Source organism: Dolichospermum sp. LEGE 00240 (genome assembly GCF_015207875.1).
GTDB classification, from domain to species: Bacteria; Cyanobacteriota; Cyanobacteriia; order Cyanobacteriales; family Nostocaceae; genus Dolichospermum; species Dolichospermum gracile.
This window is the reverse complement of record NZ_JADEVZ010000073.1, coordinates 1-25,892: the sequence shown is the minus strand read 5'-3', so window position 1 is coordinate 25,892 and position 25,892 is coordinate 1. Positions and strand designations below refer to the sequence as shown.

General features: G+C 37.1%; 27 protein-coding genes, 1 tRNA gene and 1 pseudogene. 8 read left to right on the top strand and 21 right to left on the bottom strand.

Annotated features, from left to right (window positions below; all coding sequences use genetic code 11):
• Window positions 1–112 precede the first annotated feature (112 nt).
• The 3 genes from IQ226_RS20015 (at window position 113) to IQ226_RS20005 (ending at window position 2,171) form a co-directional block, all read left to right on the top strand.
• Entirely contained in the window at window positions 113–832 is a 720-nt protein-coding gene (locus IQ226_RS20015) for a hypothetical protein (protein ID WP_027401930.1), read from the top strand.
• Window positions 833–1,116: 284 nt separating this feature from the next.
• Complete coding sequence (locus IQ226_RS20010; RefSeq protein WP_027401931.1) at window positions 1,117–1,446, top strand: MgPME-cyclase complex family protein; 330 nt, start codon at window positions 1,117–1,119, stop codon at window positions 1,444–1,446.
• A 71-nt stretch (window positions 1,447–1,517) separates the two neighbouring features.
• Window positions 1,518–2,171 (top strand): hypothetical protein, encoded by a 654-nt coding sequence (locus tag IQ226_RS20005; RefSeq protein WP_193898259.1) that lies wholly within the window; start codon window positions 1,518–1,520, stop codon window positions 2,169–2,171.
• A 308-nt stretch (window positions 2,172–2,479) separates the two neighbouring features.
• Here IQ226_RS20005 and IQ226_RS20000 read toward each other — a convergent pair whose 3' ends face one another.
• The 5 genes from IQ226_RS20000 to folD all read right to left on the bottom strand — a co-directional run bounded on the left by IQ226_RS20000 (window position 2,480) and on the right by folD (window position 6,794).
• The gene (locus IQ226_RS20000; RefSeq protein ID WP_193898257.1) at window positions 2,480–3,643 is read right to left on the bottom strand and encodes an LptF/LptG family permease; all 1,164 of its coding nucleotides are present in this window, start codon (window positions 3,641–3,643) and stop codon (window positions 2,480–2,482) included.
• Between the two features lie 100 nt (window positions 3,644–3,743).
• Entirely contained in the window at window positions 3,744–4,082 is a 339-nt protein-coding gene (locus IQ226_RS19995; protein ID WP_193898255.1) for a hypothetical protein, read from the bottom strand.
• A 117-nt stretch (window positions 4,083–4,199) separates the two neighbouring features.
• Window positions 4,200–4,655 carry a divergent PAP2 family protein gene (locus tag IQ226_RS19990; protein WP_193898253.1) on the bottom strand — a complete coding sequence of 152 codons (456 nt, stop codon included), beginning with the start codon at window positions 4,653–4,655 and terminating at the stop codon, window positions 4,200–4,202.
• Between the two features lie 92 nt (window positions 4,656–4,747).
• Window positions 4,748–5,686, bottom strand: coding sequence for a geranylgeranyl diphosphate synthase CrtE (gene crtE / locus IQ226_RS19985; protein WP_193898252.1), 939 nt, complete (start codon window positions 5,684–5,686; stop codon window positions 4,748–4,750).
• A gap of 232 nt (window positions 5,687–5,918) precedes the next feature.
• Complete coding sequence (folD, locus tag IQ226_RS19980; RefSeq protein ID WP_193898250.1) at window positions 5,919–6,794, bottom strand: bifunctional methylenetetrahydrofolate dehydrogenase/methenyltetrahydrofolate cyclohydrolase FolD; 876 nt, start codon at window positions 6,792–6,794, stop codon at window positions 5,919–5,921.
• 263 nt (window positions 6,795–7,057) lie between these two features.
• On the opposite strand from folD, the gene IQ226_RS19975 reads away from it, so the two are divergent.
• Entirely contained in the window at window positions 7,058–8,071 is a 1,014-nt protein-coding gene (locus IQ226_RS19975) for a hypothetical protein (protein WP_228039564.1), read from the top strand.
• Window positions 8,072–8,238: 167 nt separating this feature from the next.
• Here the strand turns inward: IQ226_RS19975 and IQ226_RS19970 are convergent, their stop codons facing one another.
• The 9 genes from IQ226_RS19970 to psbZ all read right to left on the bottom strand — a co-directional run bounded on the left by IQ226_RS19970 (window position 8,239) and on the right by psbZ (window position 14,228).
• Window positions 8,239–8,529 carry a 4a-hydroxytetrahydrobiopterin dehydratase gene (locus tag IQ226_RS19970; RefSeq protein ID WP_193898246.1) on the bottom strand — a complete coding sequence of 97 codons (291 nt, stop codon included), beginning with the start codon at window positions 8,527–8,529 and terminating at the stop codon, window positions 8,239–8,241.
• 147 nt (window positions 8,530–8,676) lie between these two features.
• Window positions 8,677–9,237: a hypothetical protein gene (locus IQ226_RS19965; protein ID WP_193898244.1), complete on the bottom strand. Its 561-nt coding sequence runs from the start codon at window positions 9,235–9,237 to the stop codon at window positions 8,677–8,679.
• Window positions 9,234–9,827, bottom strand: a complete 594-nt coding sequence (locus IQ226_RS19960) for an ABC transporter permease (protein ID WP_193898242.1) — start codon at window positions 9,825–9,827, stop codon at window positions 9,234–9,236. The genes IQ226_RS19965 and IQ226_RS19960 overlap by 4 nt, the downstream gene beginning before the upstream one ends.
• Before the next feature lie 11 nt (window positions 9,828–9,838).
• A complete protein-coding gene (locus IQ226_RS19955) occupies window positions 9,839–10,996 on the bottom strand; it encodes a hypothetical protein (protein ID WP_193898240.1) in 1,158 nt (385 codons plus the stop codon).
• A 140-nt stretch (window positions 10,997–11,136) separates the two neighbouring features.
• Window positions 11,137–12,402: a glutamate-5-semialdehyde dehydrogenase gene (locus IQ226_RS19950; RefSeq protein WP_193898238.1), complete on the bottom strand. Its 1,266-nt coding sequence runs from the start codon at window positions 12,400–12,402 to the stop codon at window positions 11,137–11,139.
• A gap of 4 nt (window positions 12,403–12,406) precedes the next feature.
• Window positions 12,407–12,814, bottom strand: a complete 408-nt coding sequence (locus IQ226_RS19945) for a hypothetical protein (RefSeq protein WP_193898236.1) — start codon at window positions 12,812–12,814, stop codon at window positions 12,407–12,409.
• A 202-nt stretch (window positions 12,815–13,016) separates the two neighbouring features.
• Window positions 13,017–13,088, bottom strand: a tRNA-Gly gene (locus tag IQ226_RS19940).
• A gap of 134 nt (window positions 13,089–13,222) precedes the next feature.
• Window positions 13,223–13,714 carry a 6,7-dimethyl-8-ribityllumazine synthase gene (gene ribH, locus IQ226_RS19935; RefSeq protein WP_193898234.1) on the bottom strand — a complete coding sequence of 164 codons (492 nt, stop codon included), beginning with the start codon at window positions 13,712–13,714 and terminating at the stop codon, window positions 13,223–13,225.
• 325 nt (window positions 13,715–14,039) lie between these two features.
• Window positions 14,040–14,228 (bottom strand): photosystem II reaction center protein PsbZ, encoded by a 189-nt coding sequence (psbZ, locus tag IQ226_RS19930; protein WP_193898232.1) that lies wholly within the window; start codon window positions 14,226–14,228, stop codon window positions 14,040–14,042.
• 376 nt (window positions 14,229–14,604) lie between these two features.
• Here psbZ and IQ226_RS19925 point away from each other — a divergent pair, with 376 nt between their 5' ends.
• Entirely contained in the window at window positions 14,605–17,304 is a 2,700-nt protein-coding gene (locus IQ226_RS19925; RefSeq protein ID WP_193898230.1) for a CBS domain-containing protein, read from the top strand.
• Window positions 17,305–17,411: 107 nt separating this feature from the next.
• Here IQ226_RS19925 and IQ226_RS19920 read toward each other — a convergent pair whose 3' ends face one another.
• From IQ226_RS19920 to IQ226_RS19910, 3 genes are all read right to left on the bottom strand, one after another.
• Window positions 17,412–18,014, bottom strand: coding sequence for a hypothetical protein (locus IQ226_RS19920; protein ID WP_193898228.1), 603 nt, complete (start codon window positions 18,012–18,014; stop codon window positions 17,412–17,414).
• 217 nt (window positions 18,015–18,231) lie between these two features.
• On the bottom strand, window positions 18,232–18,930 hold the full coding sequence (locus tag IQ226_RS19915; RefSeq protein ID WP_193898226.1) for a Uma2 family endonuclease: 699 nt from the start codon (window positions 18,928–18,930) through the stop codon (window positions 18,232–18,234).
• Window positions 18,931–19,274: 344 nt separating this feature from the next.
• Window positions 19,275–19,973 (bottom strand): Uma2 family endonuclease, encoded by a 699-nt coding sequence (locus IQ226_RS19910; RefSeq protein WP_193898224.1) that lies wholly within the window; start codon window positions 19,971–19,973, stop codon window positions 19,275–19,277.
• A 55-nt stretch (window positions 19,974–20,028) separates the two neighbouring features.
• On the opposite strand from IQ226_RS19910, the pseudogene IQ226_RS19905 reads away from it, so the two are divergent.
• Window positions 20,029–20,169: pseudogene (locus IQ226_RS19905) on the top strand (element excision factor XisH family protein); the annotation flags it as partial.
• Window positions 20,170–20,295: 126 nt separating this feature from the next.
• Window positions 20,296–20,631 (top strand): XisI protein, encoded by a 336-nt coding sequence (locus tag IQ226_RS19900; RefSeq protein ID WP_193898222.1) that lies wholly within the window; start codon window positions 20,296–20,298, stop codon window positions 20,629–20,631.
• Window positions 20,632–20,968: 337 nt separating this feature from the next.
• Here the strand turns inward: IQ226_RS19900 and IQ226_RS19895 are convergent, their stop codons facing one another.
• The 4 genes from IQ226_RS19895 to IQ226_RS19880 all read right to left on the bottom strand — a co-directional run bounded on the left by IQ226_RS19895 (window position 20,969) and on the right by IQ226_RS19880 (window position 24,986).
• Window positions 20,969–21,247, bottom strand: coding sequence for a BrnA antitoxin family protein (locus IQ226_RS19895; protein ID WP_096669330.1), 279 nt, complete (start codon window positions 21,245–21,247; stop codon window positions 20,969–20,971).
• Window positions 21,210–21,488: a BrnT family toxin gene (locus tag IQ226_RS19890; protein ID WP_096669332.1), complete on the bottom strand. Its 279-nt coding sequence runs from the start codon at window positions 21,486–21,488 to the stop codon at window positions 21,210–21,212. The genes IQ226_RS19895 and IQ226_RS19890 overlap by 38 nt, the downstream gene beginning before the upstream one ends.
• A 207-nt stretch (window positions 21,489–21,695) precedes the next feature.
• The gene (locus IQ226_RS19885) at window positions 21,696–24,698 is read right to left on the bottom strand and encodes a type ISP restriction/modification enzyme (RefSeq protein ID WP_193898220.1); all 3,003 of its coding nucleotides are present in this window, start codon (window positions 24,696–24,698) and stop codon (window positions 21,696–21,698) included.
• Between the two features lie 42 nt (window positions 24,699–24,740).
• Window positions 24,741–24,986 carry a type II toxin-antitoxin system HicB family antitoxin gene (locus tag IQ226_RS19880; RefSeq protein WP_027402125.1) on the bottom strand — a complete coding sequence of 82 codons (246 nt, stop codon included), beginning with the start codon at window positions 24,984–24,986 and terminating at the stop codon, window positions 24,741–24,743.
• Window positions 24,987–25,420: 434 nt separating this feature from the next.
• On the opposite strand from IQ226_RS19880, the gene IQ226_RS19875 reads away from it, so the two are divergent.
• Window positions 25,421–25,744 (top strand): DUF6825 family protein, encoded by a 324-nt coding sequence (locus IQ226_RS19875; RefSeq protein WP_096669336.1) that lies wholly within the window; start codon window positions 25,421–25,423, stop codon window positions 25,742–25,744.
• Window positions 25,745–25,892 lie beyond the last annotated feature (148 nt).

Below are 25,892 nucleotides of genomic sequence, written 5' to 3'. Positions count from 1 at the left end.
CTATTACCCAGTCCCCAGTCCCCAGTCCCCAGTCCCCAGTCCCCAGTCCCCAGTCCTAGAGGGGTGTTAGCTGCGAAATCCTCACAAGTCAAATTAGCAACTTCGACCTACTATGACTTCTCAACAGTCTAACAACCTGCCCCTATGGGTACAAGATAGAGCTAAAGTAATTGCAGCCAGCACAGATGCTCAATGGCGTTATCAAAAAGCCCCTGACTATAGCCGTTCTCAGCAAAACCTAGCAAAAGAGAGTATCCACCATCATCTAGAAGGTACACTGGAAGCAATTGTCGAAAATCTCGTCAGAACCTTTGAAATGGAAGTGTCATGGAAAACTAACCCCACACAGTGGTTATCTATCGTCAATGACAAATTCCGGGTAACAAGTAATGGGGGTCAAGAATACACCGCCGCCGAGTTAGGTAAATCAGGTACTTATAATTTATTTATGGCTGATTCTGAACATTACAAGGCTTCAGAAGAAAGTTTTGAATCTTCCCATGATATCTTTCATAGTACCTTCCCCCAAGGATTTCCCTGGGAAGTGTTAGCGGTTTATTCTGGTCCACCGAATGTTACATTTAAATGGAGACACTGGGGACATTTTCAGGGTAAATATAAAGATTATGCACCCACAGGCAAAACAGTAGAAATTATCGGTATGAGTGTTGCTCATGTCACCGAAGATTTAAAAATTGTTTCCTTAGAACACTATTTTGATAATGCCCTATTTTTAGAAAGCCTGACAGCAGGTGGCAAACTAGAAAATAGTGAAAATAAGGGCAGTGGTTGTCCTTTTGGTTCTTGGTTTCAGGGATTGAAGAAAAGTTAATTACTCAGGGTACAGATTCAACACTGTAGCCTAAAATTATAGCAGATCCCCAACTTCTTCTTTCATGATTTCCAGAAATTAGGACTTACGCAACTGGCACATTCGTAGGGTGCGTCAGATATCAACAATCTGTTTATTTGCATGATTTATGCAGTAGTAAAGCACCCTACAACAGATTTTTAGTGTGACACTTGCGTAAGTCTTATAAATGATAAATTAATACTAGAAGTCGGGGATCTTACCACCTTACCCTAAAATTATAGATTAGTCAGCAAGCAAAGAAAATGAAAACATACTATTACGTTTTGGCCAGTCAACACTTTCTTATGGAAGAAGAACCGATAGAAGAAGTTCTCAAAGAACGGACTCGTAACTATCATGAACAAGAAAAAGAAATTGATTTTTGGTTAGTTAAGCAACCCGCTTTTTTAGAAGCAGCAGAAATGAAAGATATTAAAAAGAAATGTCCTCAACCTGCGGCAGCTATTATTTCCACCAATGCCCAATTTATTACCTGGCTAAAACTGCGGTTAGAGTATGTGATTACTGGCGAATTTTCCGCCCCTTCTGATAGCATACCCAACCCCTTAGCATCTCTCAGTACAGTTTCTTAATAGGGAACAGGGAACAGGGAGCAGGGAACAGGGAATATATTTCTCAATTACCAATTACCAATTACCAATTTATGCAAATATTAAAAATCTTGCCAAGTGTGTTATTACTGTCGGTAGTCCCTTTAATTAGCAATATTAATCCTGGTATTGCTCAACAAAATCTTACTAATTGTCAACCACCAAGTGTAGAAGAATATCTATTGTTGGTAGTCAGTCCTACAACTGAAAATCAAAAGCAGTTGCGTAGTGCATTACCGACTGAATTAAAAACAGTTATTTGTAAATATAACAATCAAACAGTAACGCGGATTGGTGGATTCAGAAAGATTGATGATGCCAATCGCTGGGCAAGGTATATTCAGAATATAGTTGGTTTATCTGCCATTATCGCCACTCTTCCTATACAGCAAACGCCTCAACAAGTACCACAAACAACTTCAAAAGTACCAAATTCAAAAATCAGCTACAACCCCAAAATATTAGGGGAAGGTTATGCAATTCTGGTTGATTATTTCAACCGTCCAGAAATGGTTAGTAGCTTGCAAAAATCCGTAGGAGGTGATGTGGGTTTTGTCTCCTATGGACAACGCCCTTACCTGTTGGCAGTTTATACTACCAACCAAAAAGAAGCATACAATACATTGCAAAAACTCAGCGAGAGTGGCTTTGTAGCTGTCTTAGCTGATGGTCGCAAAGTGGTGTTACTCCGCTCGACCGTCCGTTGATATTAATAGGACTTACGCAAGTGTCACACCAAAAATCTGTTGTAGGGTGCTTTACTACTGCATAAATCCTGCAAATAAACAGATTGTTGATACCTGACGCACCCTACCAATGTGCCAGTTGCGTAAGTTCTGATTAATTAGAGGAGAGTTTAAAATCATTCCACGACGATTATGGCGGTATGATTTATGTTTTGCGTAATATGTTTAAGCTGTTACGCAGCTAAATTTGATAACCATAATTTACTTGAACTTTGTAGTGCGGGCATCTTGCCCGCTAGAATTATACAAACTAAATGCACAACAGCTTACTAAATTAATGACAGCGAATTTTTCTTAATTAGTAAATAACCCGCAATGCTAGTACCGACTATATTTGGCAACCAAACCCAAGCATATAAGATATTTTGTGATACAACCAAAATACCTGTAATTAGTTGAAATATATCGTAGAGTAGGATGATACCCAAAGTTAAGGCAAAGCTGTTATATTTGGTTCTTGTTTTTAAGTTAATGCCTATGGCTGAACCTAAAAAGGCAAATACAGTGGAGGAAATAGCTGAGGTGAAGCGTTTTTGAATGTGAACTTGTAGTTTGAGAAAATTTTGGTGATCGCCTGCTGTTTCTAAAATTGACAATTGCTGATAGGCTTGATGTAGAGTCATTTCTCTATGATCAAGTTTTTCTCTATCTGCCTTAAATTGTAAAGATATCTTAGGTAAATATAAAGGTATTTTATCGAATTTTATATTTTTTCCATAAGAACCATCAGCATTAATAATTGTTTTAGCACCATCATAAAAGTAGCAATATTCTTCACCATAGCATTCTGCAAATTTAGAATTAATAATCATCTTTAATCTTTCATTATCTCTAATTAATAAGATTACAGATTTCATTTTTCTTTTGGTTAATTCCTTTGCATAAAATAGGTATTTAAGATATTTACTTTTAGTAACTAAATCATCTGTGTTATTTTTAGATATTTGAATATAAAATATATCATGGCTTCTGAGATTTTCTCTACTAATATTTAGATGTTTTTCTAGAGTAATTGCTGCTTTGTAGTTAGCTGGAGGAACAACTACTTCATTCAATATTAACATCAAAATTGTTAATAATAAACCTATCATTACCGCAGGATATACTAATCTGTATAAACTAAGCCCGCAGTTTTGTAAAGCAATAATTTCACTATTTTCTGATAGCTTCTGATAGGTAAAAATAGTTGCCATTAAAATGGCAATAGGTAGGGAATAAATAATAAATTCTGGTAATTTCAGGATATGAAGATATATGAGAACATCAAAAGATAACTTTTCCTCCATCAAAAATCTAAATTGTTCAAAGGAAATACCAATTGATTCCGCAACCACAGTAACAATGACAATACTAAATAATAAAGGGGTTATTAATTGAGAAATTAAATAGCGTTCTAGTAATGATATTTGAGGAAAAATATTGATTTCTTTCATTTATCATTTTTTTAGTTTAGGGTAATATATAAGCGGACAATATGCCCGCATTCTTTCATAAGATAGGGTGTTAATTAGTTAACTATCCTGATATTTTGCTTTAACTGTTAATGAAAATGACCGCTGCTTGTGCTGCTTCCGAAACTTCAGTTAAGCACCTGGCTTGTGAACGACTACCAACAGTAAAGATGTTTCTACACTGTTCTCTTAGCTCTAATCGTACCCTACCAATATCAGCAGCAGTTGTAGTCTTATCCAAGGTTGCCGAATAACCTAATGAAGGAACATTAATAGTTAAGGTCTTTGGGTTAGTATCACTAGATGTATTGCTAGATGTATTACTAGATGTATTACTAGATGTACCCCCACCACAGGAAGTTACTGTTAAACAAGTGAGTATAATTCCCACTAGCTTGCGGGTAGGAAAAATCGTTGGCATAATTTTAACACCTGAATCGCACTAATTAAATTTTTACATAAGATTCTAATTTACACAAGATTTGCCTGAAAATCTGATTATTACGTACGAGCAATATCCTTGTTTACTGACAACCGACTAATATACAGCCCGCGCTAACCAAGAAATAGCTACACCTAAAACTGAACCAGCAATAACTTGAACTGGTGTATGTCCTAATAATTCCTTGAGACGGTCTTGAAAAAAGTCGGGTTTTTCATGGAATAATTCATCAATCATTTGATTGAGGATTTTTGCTTGCTTGCCGGCAGCTTGACGCACTCCAGCGGCATCGTACATAACGATGATAGCAAAAACTGTAGCTAGAGCAAATTCTGGGGATGCCCAACCTAAAGTCTGACCTACACCGTCTGCTAGGGCTGTTACTAGGGCTGAATGGGCGCTGGGCATACCTCCAGTAGTCACTAAAACACGCACGTTGAACTTGCGATGTTTAACTAGCTCAACGATAAGCTTTAATCCTTGAGCTACAAAACAAGCTACAAGCGCAACCAGCAGTACGCGGTTGTTGATAATTTCGCCTATGTCCTGCATGGTATTTTGGTGAAGTTAGTAAGTGTGAGTAGTGGTTGTATGGAGGAAAACGTCAGGATAAGCCAAAATTTAGCCAAAATCCCAAATTAGGCTTAGTGGTTACGACTGGTGATAAAGTGGGCGAGCGCTTGCAAAGGAATGGCTTTTTCACCATAGGATTCTAATTCAGCACAAGCTTCAGCAACCAGTTGTTGGGCTTTGGCGCGAGATTCTTCAATTCCCCACAGACTAGGGTAGGTGACTTTCTGGGCTGTGAGGTCTTTACCAGCGGTTTTACCCAACTGCTCTTGGGTAGCAGTGATATCTAGAATATCATCAATGATTTGGAAAGCCAGACCAATATTTTGAGAATAACGAGTTAATTTTTGCACATCTTCAGCGGATGCCCCAGCAATAATTCCCCCACAAACTACGCAAGCTTCTAACAGGGCTGCTGTTTTATGATTATGAATAAAATTCAGGGTTTCTAAGGAAATATCGGGTTTACCTTCGGATTCTAAATCTACCACTTGACCACCGACTAAGCCAGCCGCGCCTAGTGCTTTACCCAGGCGAATGATGACTTGTAGGACTCTATCTCTGGGTACATTTGTAGGAGTTTGAGCGGCTACGTGTTCAAAGGCTAAAGCTAATAAACCATCACCTGCCAAAATAGCGACATCTTCACCATAAACTTTATGATTGGTGAGTTTACCGCGACGATAATCATCGTTATCCATTGCGGGTAAATCATCATGAATCAATGACATGGTATGAATCATTTCTACGGCACAAGCTGTAGGCATGGCCATTTCTATTGTGCCACCAATCATGTCGGCAGTAGCGAGACAGAGAATAGGCCGAACTCGTTTCCCTCCAGCTAAGAGTGAGTAGCGCATGGCTTCATAAATCTTTTCTGGATAAACGACGGTAATGGAATTATCCAAAGCCTGTTCGCAAAGCTGTTGTCGTTCTTTGAGATAGGTAGCGAGGTTAAAACTAGCTGATTCTGATTTTTTTGGGGTTTCCAATCTTTTATCCGTTGCTACCATGCTTTGTATTCCTCTTGACTTTTGAAAATATTGGGTTGTTTGTGATCTGTGTACCAATTTTACGGGGGTTTGGGGCGGAAACACTCACCGAATTTTGGATTTTAGATTTTGGGTTTTGGATTTAAAATCTTAAAGAGTTTAAAGTCCCCGAATTTATGCGGGGAGTAAATCTAAAATCCGCTGTTGATTCCCGTTGTACGGAGGAATCATAAATATTCATAAAAATTATTTCTCAGTTGCCTGTTGTTTGTAAATAGCTAGAAACAGTATTTTGCAATAACATGGCTACTGTCATTGGACCAATACCACCGGGAACAGGGGTAATATATTCTGCCACATTAGCGATCGCTTCAAATTGAATATCACCAACTAACCGACTTTTGCCATTACTATCTGTAACCCGGTTTATTCCTACATCTACCACAATTGCGCCCGACTTTACCATATCAGCACTAATCATGCCGGGAATACCGGTGGCAGCAATCAAGATATCAGCATTTTTGGTAATATCTTGTAAATCCTGGGTTTTAGAATGGGCAATGGTAACTGTAGCATTAGCTTCTAGTAGCATCAAAGCCATCGGTTTACCTACTAAAATACTCCGTCCTACAACCACAGCTTTTTTGCCCTGTAAAGGAATTTTATATTCTGCTAACAATCGCATCACACCGGCAGGAGTACAACTGCGTAAACCTGTTTCACCTCGCACCAGTCGTCCTAAGTTCACGGGGTGGAGTCCGTCAGCGTCTTTATCCGGTGCAATTTGATGTAATAGACTGACAGCATCTAAATGATTGGGAAGGGGTAACTGGACTAAAATCCCGTCTACTCTTTCATCTTCGTTGAGTTGGGCAATTACTTCCTCTAATTCAGTTTGGCTGGTTTGGGTAGGAAAGTGGTTACCGAAAGAGGCGATTCCGACTTTAGCACAGGATTTTTCTTTGTTACGAACATAAGCGGCTGAGGCTGGGTTATCTCCCACCATTAATACCGCTAATCCAGGCGATCGCCCAATTTTAGCTTGTAATTTGCTAATTGTCTCGCTAAGTTCTTGCTGAATTTTATCGGCTAATGCCTTACCATCGAGGATTTTCGCAGTTTGTTTCATAAGGGAAATAGGTGACAGGTGACAGGTGCTACGCCACGGTGACAGAATAAAAGGCAAAAGTGAAGATAAATATTTTCTTTAGCCCCTTTATTTGCTCTAGCTACCAGTTTCTCCATTTTCTCATTTTCCCAGTCACCTAAAATTTAATTTTTAAAGTAAAATACTTACTTGCTTTATCTCACCAATTTTCTAGACGCAAGTTGTGTGAACATAAGCTAAATCGCATACCTCAACCAGCTACCATCGTGCAAGATACCGACTCCATGAATGATATTGCGGCTGCACTCCAACAGCCAGCAGATTTAGACTTTGCATTGCCTGATCCAGAAGATGAACAAATTCCTGAATCTGACTTTTTACAACAACTTGATGTAGCATGGCAGGTATGCGATCGCTTTGACTTGCAAACAGAAATTTGGCGAGGGCGGATTTTACGTTCTATTCGTGACCGAGAGAAGAAGGGCGGAGATGGACGCGGTACAGGCTTTCTAAAATGGCTCAAAGAACGCGAAATCAGTAAGACTCAAGCCTATAGTTGGATTCAATTAGCCAATAGTGCTGATACCTTGATATTAGATGGCAAACTCAACCCAGATACGGTTAATAACTTTAGTAAACGGGCATTTGTAGAAACCGCCAAAGCCGCACCGGAAGTGCAACAGATGGTGAGTGAAGCCGCAGAAAAAGGCGATCGCATTACCCGCAGAGAAGTCCGTCAACTCAGTGACGAATGGACAGCCATGTCCTCGGATTTATTACCAGAAGAAGTCAGGGAAAAAGCCGCAGATAACAGTCTGCCACCGCGCTACATTGCCCCTCTGGTCAAGGAAATGGAAAAACTGCCCGAATTGCACCAAAAGGCATTACAAAGGGATATAGCCGCCAATCCTGATGTTGATACTGTCAAACAAGCCACTTCAGAAGCTAGGCAATTAGCCAAATATCTCAAATCTGCTGCCCAAGTCCAAGCCTTAATAGCCGAAGATGTGGATATTGAAACTGCCTTAGAAGAAGCGCAAAGGGTCGGTTGTTTAAGTATTGCCGCTGACTTGGTAAATCAAGCATCGCAAATTGAACAAACCATCGGCAAATTGTATATGACCTGGAAAAAAATTAGTAGTTTAGCAGATAGATTATATGTAGATACTGGTGCAAGTACGCCTAATTTGCGATCGCTCCTCACCTGCATAGAACCACTAGGAGGGGAAATCATGGAACTGCAATTAAGCGGGACGATAGAACACACAATTAGATTACAGATTCAGGAAACGAGTTAGTCAACTTAAACATGAAAACAGCGGTTAGAAACTGCATCTACACAAGCAAAACCCACCTAAGTGGGTTAAAGCCCTTAATTTTTCTTTATTAGTCCGCGCAGGCGGACTTTGTTCGTGTAGCTGTGTTCGCGGAGCGTGGCGAAGCCATATTATATTCGCTGGGGCTATTACAGTGCTAATTCCTCCATTTTCTTCGCCAGTTCCACATCTAAATTGCTGATAGCATTACCGATATCGTGGGTAACAAGATTAACCTGAACAGTATTGTAAACATTAAACCATTCCGGGTGATGTCCAAGTTTTTCCGCGTGAACACCCGCACTAACCATCCAACCCAACGCCGTGGCAAAGGAGCTAAATTTATATTCTTTGTATAATTTGCCTTCTTTGATTTGCCATCCTGGTAAACTATTCAGAGCTAATGTTAGTTCAGTTTCGCTCAATTTTTGTGCTGCCATTTTTCTCACCTACACAGAGATTTATAGATACTAATCCTATTTAATTATCATCTTTTTTGTGTGTTTGAGCTTCTATCTTTTGAGTAATATTTGTAGATATAGCAGATTGCAGATTCACAAGATCCTGATTCTGACAATTACAAGTTCCTATGAACCGCGAGGGCGTTTAGGCATTTTTAAATCATATAAAAATAAATGCAGAATTTCTAGTGGTGACATTGGGGAAGCATGAGTCATTAAGTCATCATTACCTGGATGTAAATGAAATCGTTTTCCTTGATTGTCATTATTGTGTTCTGGTAAATTTAGATCAAATCGTAAAAATTTAGTTGGGTTATCTTCTAAAAATCTAATCTCAAAGTCAAAAGCAATAATTTCAGCAGGTTTAATATTTTCATCCACTAAAATTGCAAAATCAAACCAGCAACCATCAAATCTTTCAAAATGGGGAATTTCTTTAAGTCGCTTAAAGTTTCTTTGTCCTCCAGTTATTTCAATAAGTCCTTTACTCTTTGGTGTCTTTTTGAGTAGTTCATGAATTTTAGAATAATATTCTTTGTTTAAAAGCTTATCATCACAGGCTTTTGTTAAACACCTCAAAATCTCACTTCGCAAGAAGTTAGCACTTTTCACTGTCAGAGGAGTCTTTTCTACTAATCGTGCTTGTACATTCTCACAAATTTGCTCCCAGTCACTCTTACTGCTCAAATTAAATCTCCCCTTTCCAGAAGGACAAGCCATTCAGCATATTCAGGTTCAGGTGGTAAAGTTCGCGTTTCAGCCATTTCGATTATTTGAGAGTCAGTGAAACCTGACCATTCTCCAAGTGTCGCTAGTCTTTCCTGAATTTCTTCAACACTGAGTAATTCTGTATCTTTTAAAAATGAATATACCCTAGAACCGAGCCAACTCACAATATTTGGAGCATAAGAAAACATAGTTTTTGCTGATTCTGGTGATAAAATCAGCACTAATCCACGTTTTGTCATCAGGGAACTTCGCATACAATCAAATTCATACCAATTATTTTTATTCCATTCTTCAAAGTTCCAAAGAATTAAATAATCTTCAGTTGTATTAATAATTTTGTCTACTAAAGTATTAGTTTCAGAATTTGCAGAAAAGCATCCCACTTCACATTCTGCAAAAATGCTAAGTGTTTCTTGCAAATCATCTACTAATTGCTGACTATCTAAATTTGAAGTAATCAGTGCTGACCATGTATTACCTGATGTTGGTTGTGAGCCAATTCTCTGTAAAAATTCATCAATACTAACTGACGTAAGTGAATTAATCATCGAAGTTCATTTTAATCTACAATTTGTTGAATTAATGGTTTCATGGCTGGATGAACTGCATAACGTAGTTTTGGATATCTATATTCAAGAATTACTCGTCTTACTAATAATCTTAAATCTTCATCAGTTCTAGGAATAAATGTTCCTGTTTGGAGAATTTGCTTAATAATTTTCAGTTCATTATCTGATATACCAAGTAATTGATTTCTACCAGTTGAATCAACAGCTTTTAAAACTTGTTGTTCTTGTACTTTATCTTCACCTGATAGATATGTTTCCTCAATGGAGGCTTGTGTCAGGGTAATAAAGTCTCGTAAAACCCCACCAGAAAAGTGAATCAAAGCTTTAATTGCTGATGCTTCTATAAAATCTTCTGATGAGCGAGTTTGAATAATTTTCTCAAAAAAATTATAAGCTTCTGGATCATTTTCGACATCAAAAAATGGCTGATAGTAAAAATAGTCTAAACTTTTATTAATGGTATCATGATAGTTTCCATAAATTGCAGTTAAAGAACCTACTAATACTAGACCAATACCCGCAGATGATATTGCTTTTGCATCTGAAAACACAAGCTGCATAAACATTTTAGCATCATCAAGCCTATCTAATCCATCAAATAGAAGAACCAGGTTTCCATATTTTTCTGAAGTATATTTAGTTAATTCACTGACCGTTTTTACTAACTCTAAACTTATCCCATATCCTTCTGATTTCTTTGGAATAATACCTTTTACTATAATAGGTTCATCATATTCATGCGGCTCAGGATATTCGTCGTAGTTGTAGGATGCATAACCATTTGCAAGATCACGAATTGATTCGACAGATTGTATAATATTTCTATCTTTACTATCTTGAATGAGTTTAGCAATTTCTAATCCTGCAATCGCAGTTAAAACACCACTTGTTATTTTAGAAATATCTGTATATTCACTAACATCTATATATATTGCATGGATATCTTCTATTTGATTAATTTGTTGATAAGCAACTAATAATTGAGTTGTTTTCCCAGATCCAATACCTCCTAAAAGAAGATGTGAAGATGACGGACGCAGAGCTATACGATTTGAGATATTATCTACAAGTAATTTTCCCGGTGCGTGGACATAATAACCACTTTCAATTGCTTCTGATGGATTTGCTGCACCCTCAAAAGCTGCCATTCTTTCCCGAAAAAGCTTTAGTCGGTTTGACATATAACTTAAACTCTCTGTTTACGAAATTGTGCGTATTGTGAGAAATAGCTGAATATCTTTAATGACTATTATAAATATATAACAGTTCTATTTCTCACAACTCACTATTAAAACCGTCCATTTCCCTGAACAATATGCTTCACCGTTGTCAATGTTTCCAAACTGATAAATCCTCGGCGATGTCCTTTTTGATTGGACATTCCTAAAAATACAGCCTCTCCCCGTGAGGAGTGACGGGAAAAACGAGGGGAAGCATTGATGTAGGTGGAAGCGCTATTTACTCCTAATGCAAATTGGCGACTTTCTTGGTAGGATTCGGTGACAATACTATCAGCATGACTGCTACTATATTGGTTAATCCAAGCGATCGCACTTTCTAAACTATCCACTAACTTAAAAGCCACTGTTTTGGTTAAATATGGTGTTCCCCATTCTTCATCTTTGGCTAATTGCAATTGGGGAAATGCTGCAACTAATTCTGCATCTCCTTTGAGTTGAAACCCTTTTTCTTTCAAGCTACTCCACAGCACTGATAAGGAAGATGGTAAGGCTTGACGATGCACTAAAACTTTTTCAATGGCATTGACTTGATCTGGTTCGCTTTCATGGCTGTCCATAATCATCCAGCGAATCATTTCTAAGCTACTGTTGACTGACCAATACAGATAACAATTACCCATTGCTGATTTTAACACTGGGCAGGTTGCTTGTCTGACTACCTGTTGAATTAAACTGGAACGTCCGTAGGGAATAACTAAACTTAAATACTGATCTTGGGTAACTAAGTCTCGCACTGAAGCACCATGTTCAGCGGTGATTAATTCTACACAACCTGCGGGTAATCCGACTTTGGTAATGGCTGTTTGCAAGGCGTTAGCGATCGCAGTATTAGAATTACTAGCTTCCGTACTACCTTTAAGAATAATACTATTGCCCGTTTTTATGCAAAAACCAGCAGCGATCGCCCCCAAATCCGGGAAAGCCTCATAAATAAAGGCAATCACCCCCAAAGGCATCAATTGAGTATAGCTTTGAGAGTCTTCCTGTTGATAATCAGCAGTTCTCACCCGGCGTAAAGGATCAGATAGTTCTCCCAATCGTTGCAGAATTTTAATCGTATTCTCCAACCGAGAGGGAGTTAGCTTCAACCAGTCCAGAATTAATTCGGGAACTGCCATTTCTCGACTTGCTTCTAAATCCAGCGTATTAGCTTCGAGAATTTCATCAAAATCACTTTCTATCGCTTGTGCCATTGCTAACACAGCGCGACTCCTATCTATCCCCTTAGTCGTTCCCAATTTTAAGGAAGCCTGAAAAGCGCGGTTAGCACTTGTCATCGGTTCGGGGTAATCATCAATTACTTCACCTGTCATGGAGTTAACGTCTGTAAGTAAGCCAGACCATTAGTGCTGGCAGAATTACCAATAGCAATGCTACAATTGCCCAAGCTATGATGTTGGAACTATTAGCTAATCGTAGGGCTAATGGTAGCCATATAATCACTAACACAAAAATAATGCTGAGTGTTATTGGTAAATAGTTTTGTCCTAACCGGGGTTGAACAATTTGCCAGTTATTGCCTTTCCAGCGCCAAGCACGCTTGTAAGGATAAGTAGTAGAAAGTTGTTCCAATACATATCCATTTTCTTCGACAACAAAAATCTGCTGACAGCGATCGCATCCAAACGCTTCTGTGAGTGTAATGGGAATTAACTGTCCATTGCGACGACAAGGACAAGCGTATTCCTTATTTAAGTCAATTTTATCTGGTTTTTGAGGTTGCACAAGCGAGATGAATAACTTGGGCGGTTTTTTACATTATTCCCCAATTTTCCTGAAAATCAGTATGGGAAACTTTGAAATTGCGTCTAATAATATAGCTGGGAAAGTTTTCTGAGAAACTCCCAAACTAAAAATCCACCGTTGATAAATTTAGCAGTGATGGACAATCTTTAGTGTTATTTTAATATATCAACTTTAACTAGAAAGCGGGTGATGGGATTCGAACCCACGACATCAACCTTGGCAAGGTTGCGCTCTACCACTGAGCTACACCCGCGAACTCACCAATAAAATTATTATTCCAGATATATTCAGCTTTGTCAACCCCTTAGCTCAACTTTTTTTTAGTTGTCAGTTGTCAGTGGCAAGAATTTTTAACCAATTACCCATCACCTATTACCCATCACCCAATTAACTTGCTAAATTTGGGCGTAATTGGCGCATGAGACTAGCCATTTCTATAGCATTCATAGCATATTCCCAACCATGATTACTCTTGATGCCGGCTCGTTCTAAGGCTTGCTGCATGGTATCTGTGGTTAAAATGCCGAAAATTACCGGCACACCTGTTTGGAAACTAACCGCAGCAATACCTTTAGAAACTTCTGACGATACATAATCAAAATGCGGTGTTTGTCCTTTAATGACTGCACCAAGGCAAATTATGGCATCATAACGGCCAGATATTGCTAACTGACGGGCTACATTAGGAACTTCAAAACTACCAGGAACCCATACATAATCTACTTGCTGTCCTTCGGGGTCAGGATCTATACCATGACGCTTTAAGCAGTCTTTACATGCTTCTACTAATTTCAAGGTGACAAGATCATTGAAGCGAGCGATAATCAATGCAAAGCGCAAAGACTCGGTGTGCTGAAAATTTCCTTCAAAAACTGCCATAACTGCCTCTAAATAAATTTAGATAGAATAACTGCTTTACTAATATACTTTTCTGCCAGCAAAACAGAAGAGCAGGAAAGCACAATCAGAAAAAAGTCGTTGAGAAAACAATACCTTCGCAAAACTGAAAAAAGCCTGATTAGTAGGTTGGGTTGAAGTAAGGAAACCCAACAAATGCTTCGGTTTGCGCTGTTGCTTAATCCAACCTACAAAAAATGGCGAAGATATTGAAAAAATAAAGTTTTTTCTTTTTGACTCTTTACCTGAGCTTTTCTGCTCCCAAAAGTTTGTACGGTATGCGCTAGTGAATACTTAAAGCATTAAACTAAACCACAAAAAAGTTTAATATACCAACTAACACGACTAAAGCGGACCAAATTGCTGAACCAACCCAGAGGAGTTTTTTAGATTCTACCCAGTTTTGAGGAGTAGCGTAAACAACAGGTACACCAATCACAAGCACGAAGGAGAACAGGACTAATGATATTAAAGCGATTTGAAATACTATGCTCATTTTGTTTTTCCCAACATAACTAAATCTTAGTTTTCCCGGAACTGCTGCTGTATAAACAGTTTAGGGTTTTCAGTGAACCTTATGAACTCACAAGGCATCGCCTGATCAATTAATATTTTACGTCTGGTTTGTAACAGTTGCTCACTTCTGATCTTCCAATCTGTTTTTTTCTTTCGGGGATTGGTGATTGGTAATTGGTGATTGGCGATCGCTAATTGGCAAAATGATTAAGATAGAAATTATATTCTCTGTCACCTGTCACCTGTCACCTGTCACCTGTTCCCTGTCCCCTGTCACCTGTCACCTGTTCCCTGTCACCTGTCACCTGTCACCTGTTCCCTGTCCCCTGTTCCCTGTCCCGTGTCACCTTAAATATATGGATTTAATTCTTTGTCACACAACTGCGGATTTTGACGCTTTGGGGGCAGCAGTGGGGTTAACTTGTCTGAAACCAGGGAGTAAAATTGTCTTGACTGGGGGCGCACATCCTCCTGTGCGGGACTTTTTGGCCTTACACCGTGATGAGTATCCGTTGATTGAAAGACGTTCCGTAAATCCTGAACAGATTCGCTCTTTAATGGTTGTGGATACTCAAAAGCGCGATCGCCTTGGTAAAGCCGCTATCTGGTTCGATTTACCCAATATCCAAGAAATCATCGTTTATGATCATCATTTTGGACAAAATAGAGACATTCCCACCACCCAATTATATATTGACGAAGTAGGCGCGACAACTACCTTAATGGTAGAAGAATTGCAGAAAAATAATATTTCTCTAAATTCTGCCCAAGCAACTGTAATGGCTTTGGGTATTCATGTTGATACAGGTTCATTAACCTATAAACAATCTACAGCCAGAGACGCTTTAGCTTTAGCTTGGTTAATGCAGCAAGGGGCAAATTTATCAGTTATTTCTACCTATCGAGATCCTGGTTTATCACCACAATTACAACAATTATTAAGTACAGCTTTAGAGAATTTAGAATATCTTTGTTTGCGGGGATATACAATTGCTTGGGTGACACTAAAAACCGATGGTTTTGTCCCTAGTTTATCAAGTTTAGCTACCGAAATTATTGATTTAACAGAAACCGATGCTGTACTGTTAGCAAATGAATATCCTTTAGGTGAAAATGATTGGCGATTAACAATAATTGGGAGAACACAAATTCCCCAAACAAATCTTAATTCCTTATTTCAACCTCATGGTGGTGGGGGACATTCCCAAGCAGCATCTCTCAACCTCCGCACTACAGATTCCCAACCCATTTTACAACAATTATTAGATAGTTTAAAAGCCCAAATTCCCCATCCGCCCACAGCTAGAGATTTAATGTCTTCGCCAGTGCGAACAATTCGCCCCGAAACTACCATAGCCGAAGCCCAACGGATTTTATTGCGTTATGGACATTCAGGTTTATCTATAGTTAATAATCAAGATCTATTAATCGGAATTATTTCCCGTCGGGATTTAGATATTGCTTTACATCATGGGTTTAGTCATGCACCAGTTAAAGGTTATATGACAAGTAATTTAAAGACAATTACCCCCGATACTTCTTTACCAGAAATTGAGTCTTTAATGGTGACTTATGATATTGGTAGATTACCAGTATTAGATCAGGGGCAATTAGTGGGTATTGTCACCCGCACCGATATTTTAAGAGAATTACATCAATTAACCATTCAAGATATAGAATTAACAACTGATAATTATTCTCGAAATTTAGGACTCAATACTGAATTAGAAAAACGTCTCACTCCTCAGCTTTGGCAATTACTCAGTCTCGCATCTCAAGAAGCAGAAAAACGCGGTTGGCATCTTTATTTAGTGGGTGGCGCTGTGCGAGATTTACTATTAGCAGAAGCGGAAACTCGCAGTTTAATAATTAATGATATTGATTTAGTTGTTGATGGTTTTCATAAAACCGCAGATGTGGGTGCAGGTGTAGAATTAGCTAAAGCCTTACAGCAAATTTATCCAAATGCGAGATTAGAAATTCATGGCGCTTTTCAAACTGCGGCTTTATTATGGCATAAAGATTTAGTATTAGACTCATTATGGGTAGATATTGCCACAGCAAGAACCGAGTTTTATCCTTATCCAGCAGCAAATCCAGAAGTTGAAGCTAGTTCCATTCGCCAAGATTTATATCGGCGAGATTTTACAATTAATGCAATGGCTTTGCGGTTAACTTCTCCCCGTGCTGGTGAATTATTAGATTTCTTTGGTGGTTTTATAGACTTACAAAATCAGCAAGTTCGGATTTTACACCCTAATAGTTTTATTGAAGATCCGACTCGGATTTATCGCGGAGTGCGGTTTGCGGTGCGGTTTGGATTTTCCCTAGAACCCCAAACAGAAGCCTATATTCGTTATGCGATAAATAGCGGAGTTTATGATCGAACAAGTCAAGAAAATAGTAAAACTCCAGCTTTGCAAACTCGGTTAAAAACCGAATTGAAATATATATTAGCAGCACCTTATTGGCAATCAGCTTTAGAATTGCTGGATAATTTGGGAGCTTTACAATGTGTTCATCCTACTCTAAAATTAGATGCAGAACTTTCTCGACAATTAAATTTATTAAAACACTGTTTCAGGAAATTTGACAAAAAACAAACTTTAATAAATTGGCAAATGCGTCTAGAAGTATTAATTGCCTATTTACAACCAGAATATCGAGGAAAAGTAGCTAGAAATCTGCAATTAACTGATGATAGTATTATCAGATTAGAGAAATTATTTACAGTTGAATCTGAGATAAGTATATTATTACCGACTTTTGAAAAACCTAGTCAAACTCTCTATTTACTCAGAAAATATGATTTGCAAACTTTAGTTTTAATTGCTTTGCACAGTCCCCGGAAAATCAGAAGACGGATTTGGCAATATTTAACAAATTGGGGAAATATTCAACCCCTATTAAATGGGAATGATTTAAAACAATTGGGTTATAAACCTAGTCCCCAATATAAGCAAATACTTGATGATTTATTGACTGCAACTGTAGATGGTATAATTAAGGATAAAGCAGAAGCACAAGAATTTTTAGCCAAGCATTATCCTGGGTAATTGATATTAAAAATATGAGGTTGATATGCAAATTCAAACATCCAGCAAATATTACACTCCAGAAGAATATTTAGAACTAGAAGAAAAATCAGAATTTGAAAACAATATTAATTTACTGATAACATCCATGTTAGAAATGCTAAAATTGGCTCAACTGGCGGTAATGGATATTCAGTAATATCAATAGTGACTGCATTACCCTCCAGTTTTAAAAATTTCCAAGTAGTTCCACTGGTGACAGAACCGAAAATTATGGGAATGTTGACATTATTAGCAGCATTAAATTTTTGAGCAGCTACCATTTCTGCAATACACTGACCTAAACCACCATTAAGATTTTCTTTTTTTGCTTCTATAATTATAACTACTGGAGCTTGAATTTCTAATTGGCTTAGTGATTTACTAATCAGAAAGTCACAAGTACCATTGAGTCCAATACTAGGATCAACGGTAAAATCTTCTCCAGAAAAGAGGCTAATTTGACGATCTAATAATCGTCGAACTGCTGTTAATACAGGGCTAATAATCCATTCAGAACGAGCTTTTTCACTACCTCGTGCAAGTACCAATGGTAAACCTTCTTCTAGTTCTTGACGTAGCAAATCATCAGGTTTTACAGGAGGTACATCTGGAAAAAACCGTCCTCCTTCATGGATGGCGATCGCTAAATCCTGACGGACTTTTTTTAGTGTAAAATCACTGTAGGGCATAGTTATAATTACTTTTTGCTACAAAAACAGAGTTTAGTTCCGTAGGTTGGGTTGTGGAAGGTAAACGTATCCCTGCGGGACACTGCGTGAACGCGGAGCAATCGGAACAAAACCCAACATTATGTTATGAAAACATATTATGAAAACTTTTGTTGGGTGGCGCGATTCCTGCGGAGCGCTTCGCGATCGCTTCACCCAACTTACATTTAATTGTAGATTAAATTGCATCAGGATCTATATTTAACTCCCGCAATTTTGCTGCTAAACGTTCTGATTTTCTCGCTTCCTTTTCGGCTCTTTGGGTTTCCTGTTCTGCGGTTTCTTCAGGGGTAAAAACTAACTTTCCTTCTGGTGTAAAATACCGCAATAATCCTTCATGAATTCCCAAATATAAATCTAATTGCTGACTCCATAAATGTCCTTTTTCATTTGCTTCTAGAGGTTGATATTTTCCATCTAATAAATGAAAACCTGCAAATTCTAGTGTATAAGGATCAAACCAAAAATAATCCGGGGTGCGGAAAGTATTTTGATAAAGTTCTTTTTTATATTCTCTATCTGTATTCGCTGTAGTTGGGGAGAGAATTTCTAAAATTACATTGGGATATTTACCGTCTTCATTCCAAACTACCCAACTTTTCCGAGTTTTGCGTTCTGTTCCCAGCACAACAAAGAAATCAGGACCTCGGAAATATTCTGATTTTTTCTGATTAGGACTATAGTAAATGGTGAGATTTCCCGCAGCATAGAAATCATATCTATCTTTCCACAACCATTCTAGACATTTGAAAAGGAGAATTATTTGTCTTAAATGTAGTTCTGTTTCCACGGGAGGTTCATCACTATATAAATCACTGGGAGGAAAAATCACATCTTGAGAGATTTCTTTACATTCTAATTCTTGAGTAATCATCATGATATGATACCAAGTCGTTATTTGTTGATTATAGCATCGAATTACAAGATCCCCGGCTTGTTTAAGAAGTCGGGAATCTGACTAAAACCCAACATCATATTAGAGGTTGTTTGGAAAGTATTAGATGAAACCGATAATCTCCAAAAACCTAACCCCCCAGCCCCCTTCCCTGCCAGGGAATGGGGGTTTCAAAGCCTCTCCCCGCGTCGGGGAGAGGTTTGGAGAGGGGTTTGTTTATACATTAAAAACTTTTCAAACATCCTCTTATGAAAACTTTTGTTGGGTGGCGCGATTCCTGCGGAGCGCTTCGCGATCGCTTCACCCAACCTACATTTAATTGTAGATTAAATTGCATCAGGATCTATATTTAACTCCCGCAATTTTGCTGCTAAACGTTCTGATTTTCTCGCTTCCTTTTCGGCTCTTTGGGTTTCCTGTTCTGCGGTTTCTTCAGGGGTAAAAACTAACTTTCCTTCTGGTGTAAAATACCGCAATAATCCTTCATGAATTCCCAAATATAAATCTAATTGCTGACTCCATAAATGTCCTTTTTCATTTGCTTCTAGAGGTTGATATTTTCCATCTAATAAATGAAAACCTGCAAATTCTAGTGTATAAGGATCAAACCAAAAATAATCCGGGGTGCGGAAAGTATTTTGATAAAGTTCTTTTTTATATTCTCTATCTGTATTCGCTGTAGTTGGGGAGAGAATTTCTAAAATTACATTGGGATATTTACCGTCTTCATTCCAAACTACCCAACTTTTCCGAGTTTTGCGTTCTGTTCCCAGCACAACAAAGAAATCAGGACCTCGGAAATATTCTGATTTTTTCTGATTAGGACTATAGTAAATGGTGAGATTTCCCGCAGCATAGAAATCATATCTATCTTTCCACAACCATTTGAGACATTTGATTAAGAGCATAATTTGCTCTAGATGTAGTTCTGTTTCCACGGGAGGTTCATCACTATATAAATCACTGGGAGGAAAAATCACATCTTGAGAGATTTCTTTACATTCTAATGCTTGAGTAATCATCATGATATGATACCAAGTAGTTATTTGTTGATTATAGCATTACGTAAGTAGGTAAACTGAACCTCTAAAATTTAAATTTGGCAACGTCAAATTCAATATAGATTTAGGTGCTGAGAAATTAATTGCGGCTGAAAGAGAAAGTGATAAAATAGCAGTAGAAATTAAAAGTTTTATTAATCTTTCCGCTATTACAGACTTTACAGATTCTGAAATTGGCTCGTAGTTAGGGCTTTAGCCCTACTTTCAGGTCTAAAGACCTTACTACAAACCTTTAATTATTTACTTTACTCTACTTATATGAACCAGATAATGAGGTCATTATAGAATGGATAACATAGCTAAATATCGAAAATATATTCAAACCTTACTAACAAATTATGCCAAAGATGATATTTGCACTAACGAAGTAGATGTGGAACTTATCTTTGATACAGAACGCGACCATTATCAGTGGATGAATGTTGGTTGGGAACATTTAAATCGCGTGTATATGACTGTGATTCACTTCGATATTAAAAACGGCAAAATTTGGTTACAACAGAATTTAACAGAGGAAAATCCCGCCGAAGATTTAGTAAAAATGGGTGTTCCCAGAGAAGATATCGTGTTGGGTTTACATCCTCCTTATAAACGTTCATATACAGATTATGGAGTGGCTTAAAGAAGGTCATTTATTTTCTGAATCAGGATTTTCAGGATTTAAGGATGTACAGGATTTTTGTTGGGATTTGGATTTATATGGGTAGATTTGCCGGATATGGGATTGCTGAATAAAATATTTGATGCTGAAAGTAATGTAATTCTATTTATGCTGATTCAGATATTTTTATCATCATTCCCAGAATTTTTATATACACAAAATTTGGTGATTGTCAAAAATATTTAATCTCTTCATCCTGTAAATCCTTAAATCCTGGACATCCTGATTCAGATATTTTTATTATTAGTTCATTAAAGCAGTTGTTGGGTTGCGCTGTCGCTTAACCCAACCTACATTATTAAGCAGATTTTTGATTACTGCTACTTTCGATATGACGACGTAAAAGTTGATTAATAGCTGTTTGATAGTCTTTATTTTGGGTTTTAAACCAAGCTATGATATCAGGTTCTAATTGAATAACATTTTTGGCTTGTGCTGCGGGAATTTGCAAAGTTGCTTTTTCAAAAAACTCATCAGTTAATGGTGGAATATCAGAATAGTCAATGTCCTCATCTGACATTGAATCTAATGCTTGCCAATTAGTCCGTGAGATATTGTTCAAATTTTTTTCGTTCATAACGATTTGCCTTTCGTGCTGAAATAATTCTAATTACATTGCCTTGTTTTTCGGTCCAAACAACTACAGCGACTCCATTTCCTAAAAAACCAATACCAAACCATCTTTCTTCACCATAGTCAAAACGTTCATCTTCCTCAATCAGCATTGGACTTTCAAAGATTTTATAAACATCTTCAAAGTCAATCTGATGTTTACGGATATTTTCTAAATTTTTCGCTTCGTCCCACTCAAACTGCATCTCTGATAGTTCAAATTATTCTTCAATTATAATATACAGCTATCCTATTCAGCAAAAATCATTCATCCTATAAATCCTTAAATCCTGGTTATCCTGATTCAGACATTATTATTTTCATCATGTTAATTTTAGACTATGTTAATTTTAGACTACTTATTAAGATGTTGGGTCGCGCTGTCGCTTAACCCAACCTACAAGAATACATGATTATTCCATTTCTCTAATTATATTCATTGTTTCTACACTCACGGTACAGACTCTCATTAATAAATCTATCACCTGTTCTTTATAATCTGCGAAACGATAAGTATTGAATTTTTCCGCAATGGTGGGATCTTTTGGTTTCTTTTCTTTATATTGATCTAATATCCATTCTAATGCACTACGATTACCTAACATATATTCCCACGCGATTTTAGGAATGTTTGATAATGTGGTGACATCATCTAAGATGATATTATCTTTGGTTTTATCTGCTTTTAGTTTCGGTTTGGGTGTTTTTTGGTTATCTTTTAAGGGAATATCAAGACGGGTTAGGTGATAAGGTGTGACTGTTTCATAGTTAATATGAATTTCCATGAGTTGTTTACCCCATTTAACCCATTTTCGGAAGTTTTCATAATAGGGTAAGCGGGGAAATTCCCGTTTTAGGTTGAGTTCGTATTTGCTGCGATAAGCTGGGTTATGTAGGACTGCGTATGTATAATGAAAGATGTCTATTTTGGTAATTGTTGAATCTTGGTAATGCGTTTGAATTTGTTTTAGTCCCCAGTCGGTAATATTATCAATGCGTTTTCCTTCTTTGTCGTAACGGTAGAGGGGGAGACATTGAGAACCTGCGGACAGACAATTCAAATCAATTATAGCTTGTGAGGCTAGAATATGAAAATCTTTAGGCGATGAAAATCCTGGTACGACAATATACTTATTTTCTTTGTCCGTTTTATTTAAGATATCGAACCATTGATAAGTCATCCCATTAAAATGCTTATCAAAATAAAAATATTGTTGATTATAAGGACGGTATAATCCTTTTATAATTTGCTCGATTTGAAAGCTTTTATTTATTTTTTTCTCTAAATATTTAGTTAATTCTCTATCCCATTTAATTCTATCTTTATCTTGATATTTGGAATCTTTTAAACTTTCTTGATAAATTTTAACTGAGAATTTTATTTTTTCCTCTAGCGAATTTTGACAAAAATCATAAACCCATTCATCTCGGTGCGTTGCTACACCTAAAGAAAATAACTTAAATACAGCTTCTTCTTTTTTACCCGCTTTCACATCTTTATCAACTAAAGGTAAAAGATGTTCAAAATCATTATCAGATTGATTTATCCAATTATAGTTTTTATCTGGTGTAATATGTTCAAAAGGAATTTGATTAAATTTAGTTTGAGATAAAAATCTTAATTTCTCAATTGCTGTATCAAAATCTGGACGACGAATATAAAATATTTGACAATTATTAAAATCACTATTCTGTTTCTTAACTAAAAACATAATAGCGACACCAGTTTGAATCCCAAAAACATTATGTGTAGTTCCTGAAAGTTTAGGATTCTTCCTAACATCACCATGTAAATCTATAATATAAATATAACTAAAATCATCACTTACAGCCTTTCTAAAACCATCAAATGTTCTTCCGTCAATAAAAGATGAATTAGTAATAAATGCAATAATCCCATTATTACCTAGTCTATCAGCAGCCCATCTAATAAATCTAGTGTACATATCATAAACAACATTATTATTTTGCGCTTTACTATATTTAATATAAGATTCCTTAATTAACTTATCTATGGCTGTATAATAACGATTAGCATTTTTATCATTAAAATCATCTTGTCTAGCATTATAAGGAGGATTTCCAATAATCACCGAAATAGTTCTATCATTCTGTCTTTTGATTCTGGCGGTATTCTCCACACTCATAGCAAATAAATCCATTTGCTTACCTGCAAAAGATGTATTATCCAAAGTATCCACAAAACAAATATTTTCAAACTCCTCATACACCCCCATTTTCTGCTTATAAGTAAATTCAATATTCAAATTCGCAATGTAATAAGGCAAAATTGCCACCTCATTACAATGAATTTCATGTTTATACTTGTGCTGTAAACTATGGGTTGGTAAATAATCAATTAACTCGGTAATAAAAGTCCCCGTTCCCGTCGCAGGATCTAAAATCTCTACATCTTTATCTGCTAACAACTTCCCAAAATGTTTATGTACTAAAAAATCTGTACTCTCTATCATAAACCGGACAATTTCATTCGGAGTATAGACAATTCCCAATCTATCCGCAGCTTTAGGATTATAAGCTTTATAAAAGTTCTCATACAATGCTTTGAGAAACTTCTGTTTTTCTTGATGATTAACGATATTAGCCGCAGTGCGTCTAATAACTGCATAATATCTTTCAATACTTCCTAAAGTATTTCTCTTTAAACTTCCAGTAAAAAAGGTAGAAATTACCCCTTGTAATTCCCGCGCTACGTTATTTTCTTGATGAAATTGTGACTCACTAAATATATTAATAAAAATATCTTCTGTTAAAATATGTTGAATGATCATTTCCTGAATATCTAACAAAGTAATTTCAGGATTTATAGACTTTTGACAAATATTAAAAAACTTATCTCTGGCGTTTTCAAATAATATATTATTACCCTCTTGACATTTTATCAACTTTCTGAGAGAATCTAATATAGTAGGTAAATCCTGCCTAAATGTGTCTATTGCTTCCCGAAAGTCCCGCACTTCAGGACGGACATAATTAATGAAGTTATTAATAATACTATCTACTGCGTCAGCATCGCGCATAGTCACGCGCTGGGTTTCTTGTCCAGATTGAATTAAAACCGCAGTTTGAGAATCTTCAAATAGTATATTACTATCGGGATAACCTTTATTTAATTTCTTTTCTATTTCCTCGTCTAATTTGTCGTATTGGTCTTTACTTTCCCAATAACCCCAATCTAAGCGCAAAGCGTCTTTAATTGTCCCATCAGGATAAACAAGTTTACCATTGGGTAATCTATAATCTAATTCAGGAATCAGTAAAAAATCTCTAGGTTTACAATATTCGTTTAACAGGTTTTGGAAAGCGACGCGAATGGATGTTTCTTTGCGAGAACCACCATATTGAATGATTTTTTCTACTTCGGCTTGATATTGTGTCACCAGGAGTCTAGACATAGCTGCACCACAACATTTAAATATATTTGTATTTTTAGGTTTTTATACTGGCTCTGTAATTTGATTTAAGTTAATATCCTCAATCAAAGGAATATTTAACCCTAAACGTAAACGTAAAGCCAACCAATCACTGAGTGCTTCTTTTAACTCGCGCCGACAACCTTCTAAGGTTTTATAATTTGCCCATACTCCCTGCAAACCTGGAATTTCACCCCAATAAGTACCATCATCTTCAATAATTTCATAAACTGCTAATTCCATTGCTTTATCAATGTAACTTGCCAGCATTTTTACTATTTCCTGTTAAGAAGTAAATATTTCTTATGTTACAGCAGTTTTCATCTATTTAAACGATACTCTGAATAAGTCTATTTATTATCCACCAGGCGACTAGAAGTCGCGGAACCACACAGACGAAACCCACCTTCGTGGGTTTAAAGGCCTTGAATTTGCATTAGTCCACGCAGACGAAACCCACCTATTCCTTCGGTCCCGTAAGGGATACGTGGGTTTAAAAGCCTTGAATTTGCATTAGTCCACGCAGGTGGACTTTGTTTGTGTAGTCGTGATTTATAATCGCCGGAAATTTTTCAAACATCCTCTGACGAGAGACACCTGTTTACAGTGGTTGTATTTCACCAACTGAGAAAACTTTCAGATAGAAGCATGACGGCCTATATACAGGTTATAATTCTTTTTGCGGAGCAACTTTACAAAAATTTATGAGTAATCCCCTTGTGCAAGCCTTTTTCGTAGGCAGAGCAGTAGCTGAAGTGATTAATGAGCGTGTAGAAGTCGCCTTGACTGATGCTTTGAGTGAATTAGGCAAATTTGATGCTGAAGCTAAAGAGCAACTACGCCAGTTTACAGAAGAAGTGATGGCACGAGCTAATCGAGCGGCAGAATCGTCTGCAACTGGAACAACTACAGGTAATAGTTCATCTGGGGGAGATTCAGTAGACTTACAGACTGAAATTGACGAATTAAGGGCAGAAATCGCTCTATTGAGAAGTGAATTGCAGAAGCATCGTAATGCTGCAAAATAGGTAATAGGTGATGGGTAATGGGCAATGGATAATGGGTGATTAGCAAGAGACAAGGGGCAAGAGGCAAGAAAAATATCAATATTATCCCTAGTCCTCTGCTCCCATGCTCCCCTGCCCCCTGCTCCTGTCTCTTATACACAGCTGACGC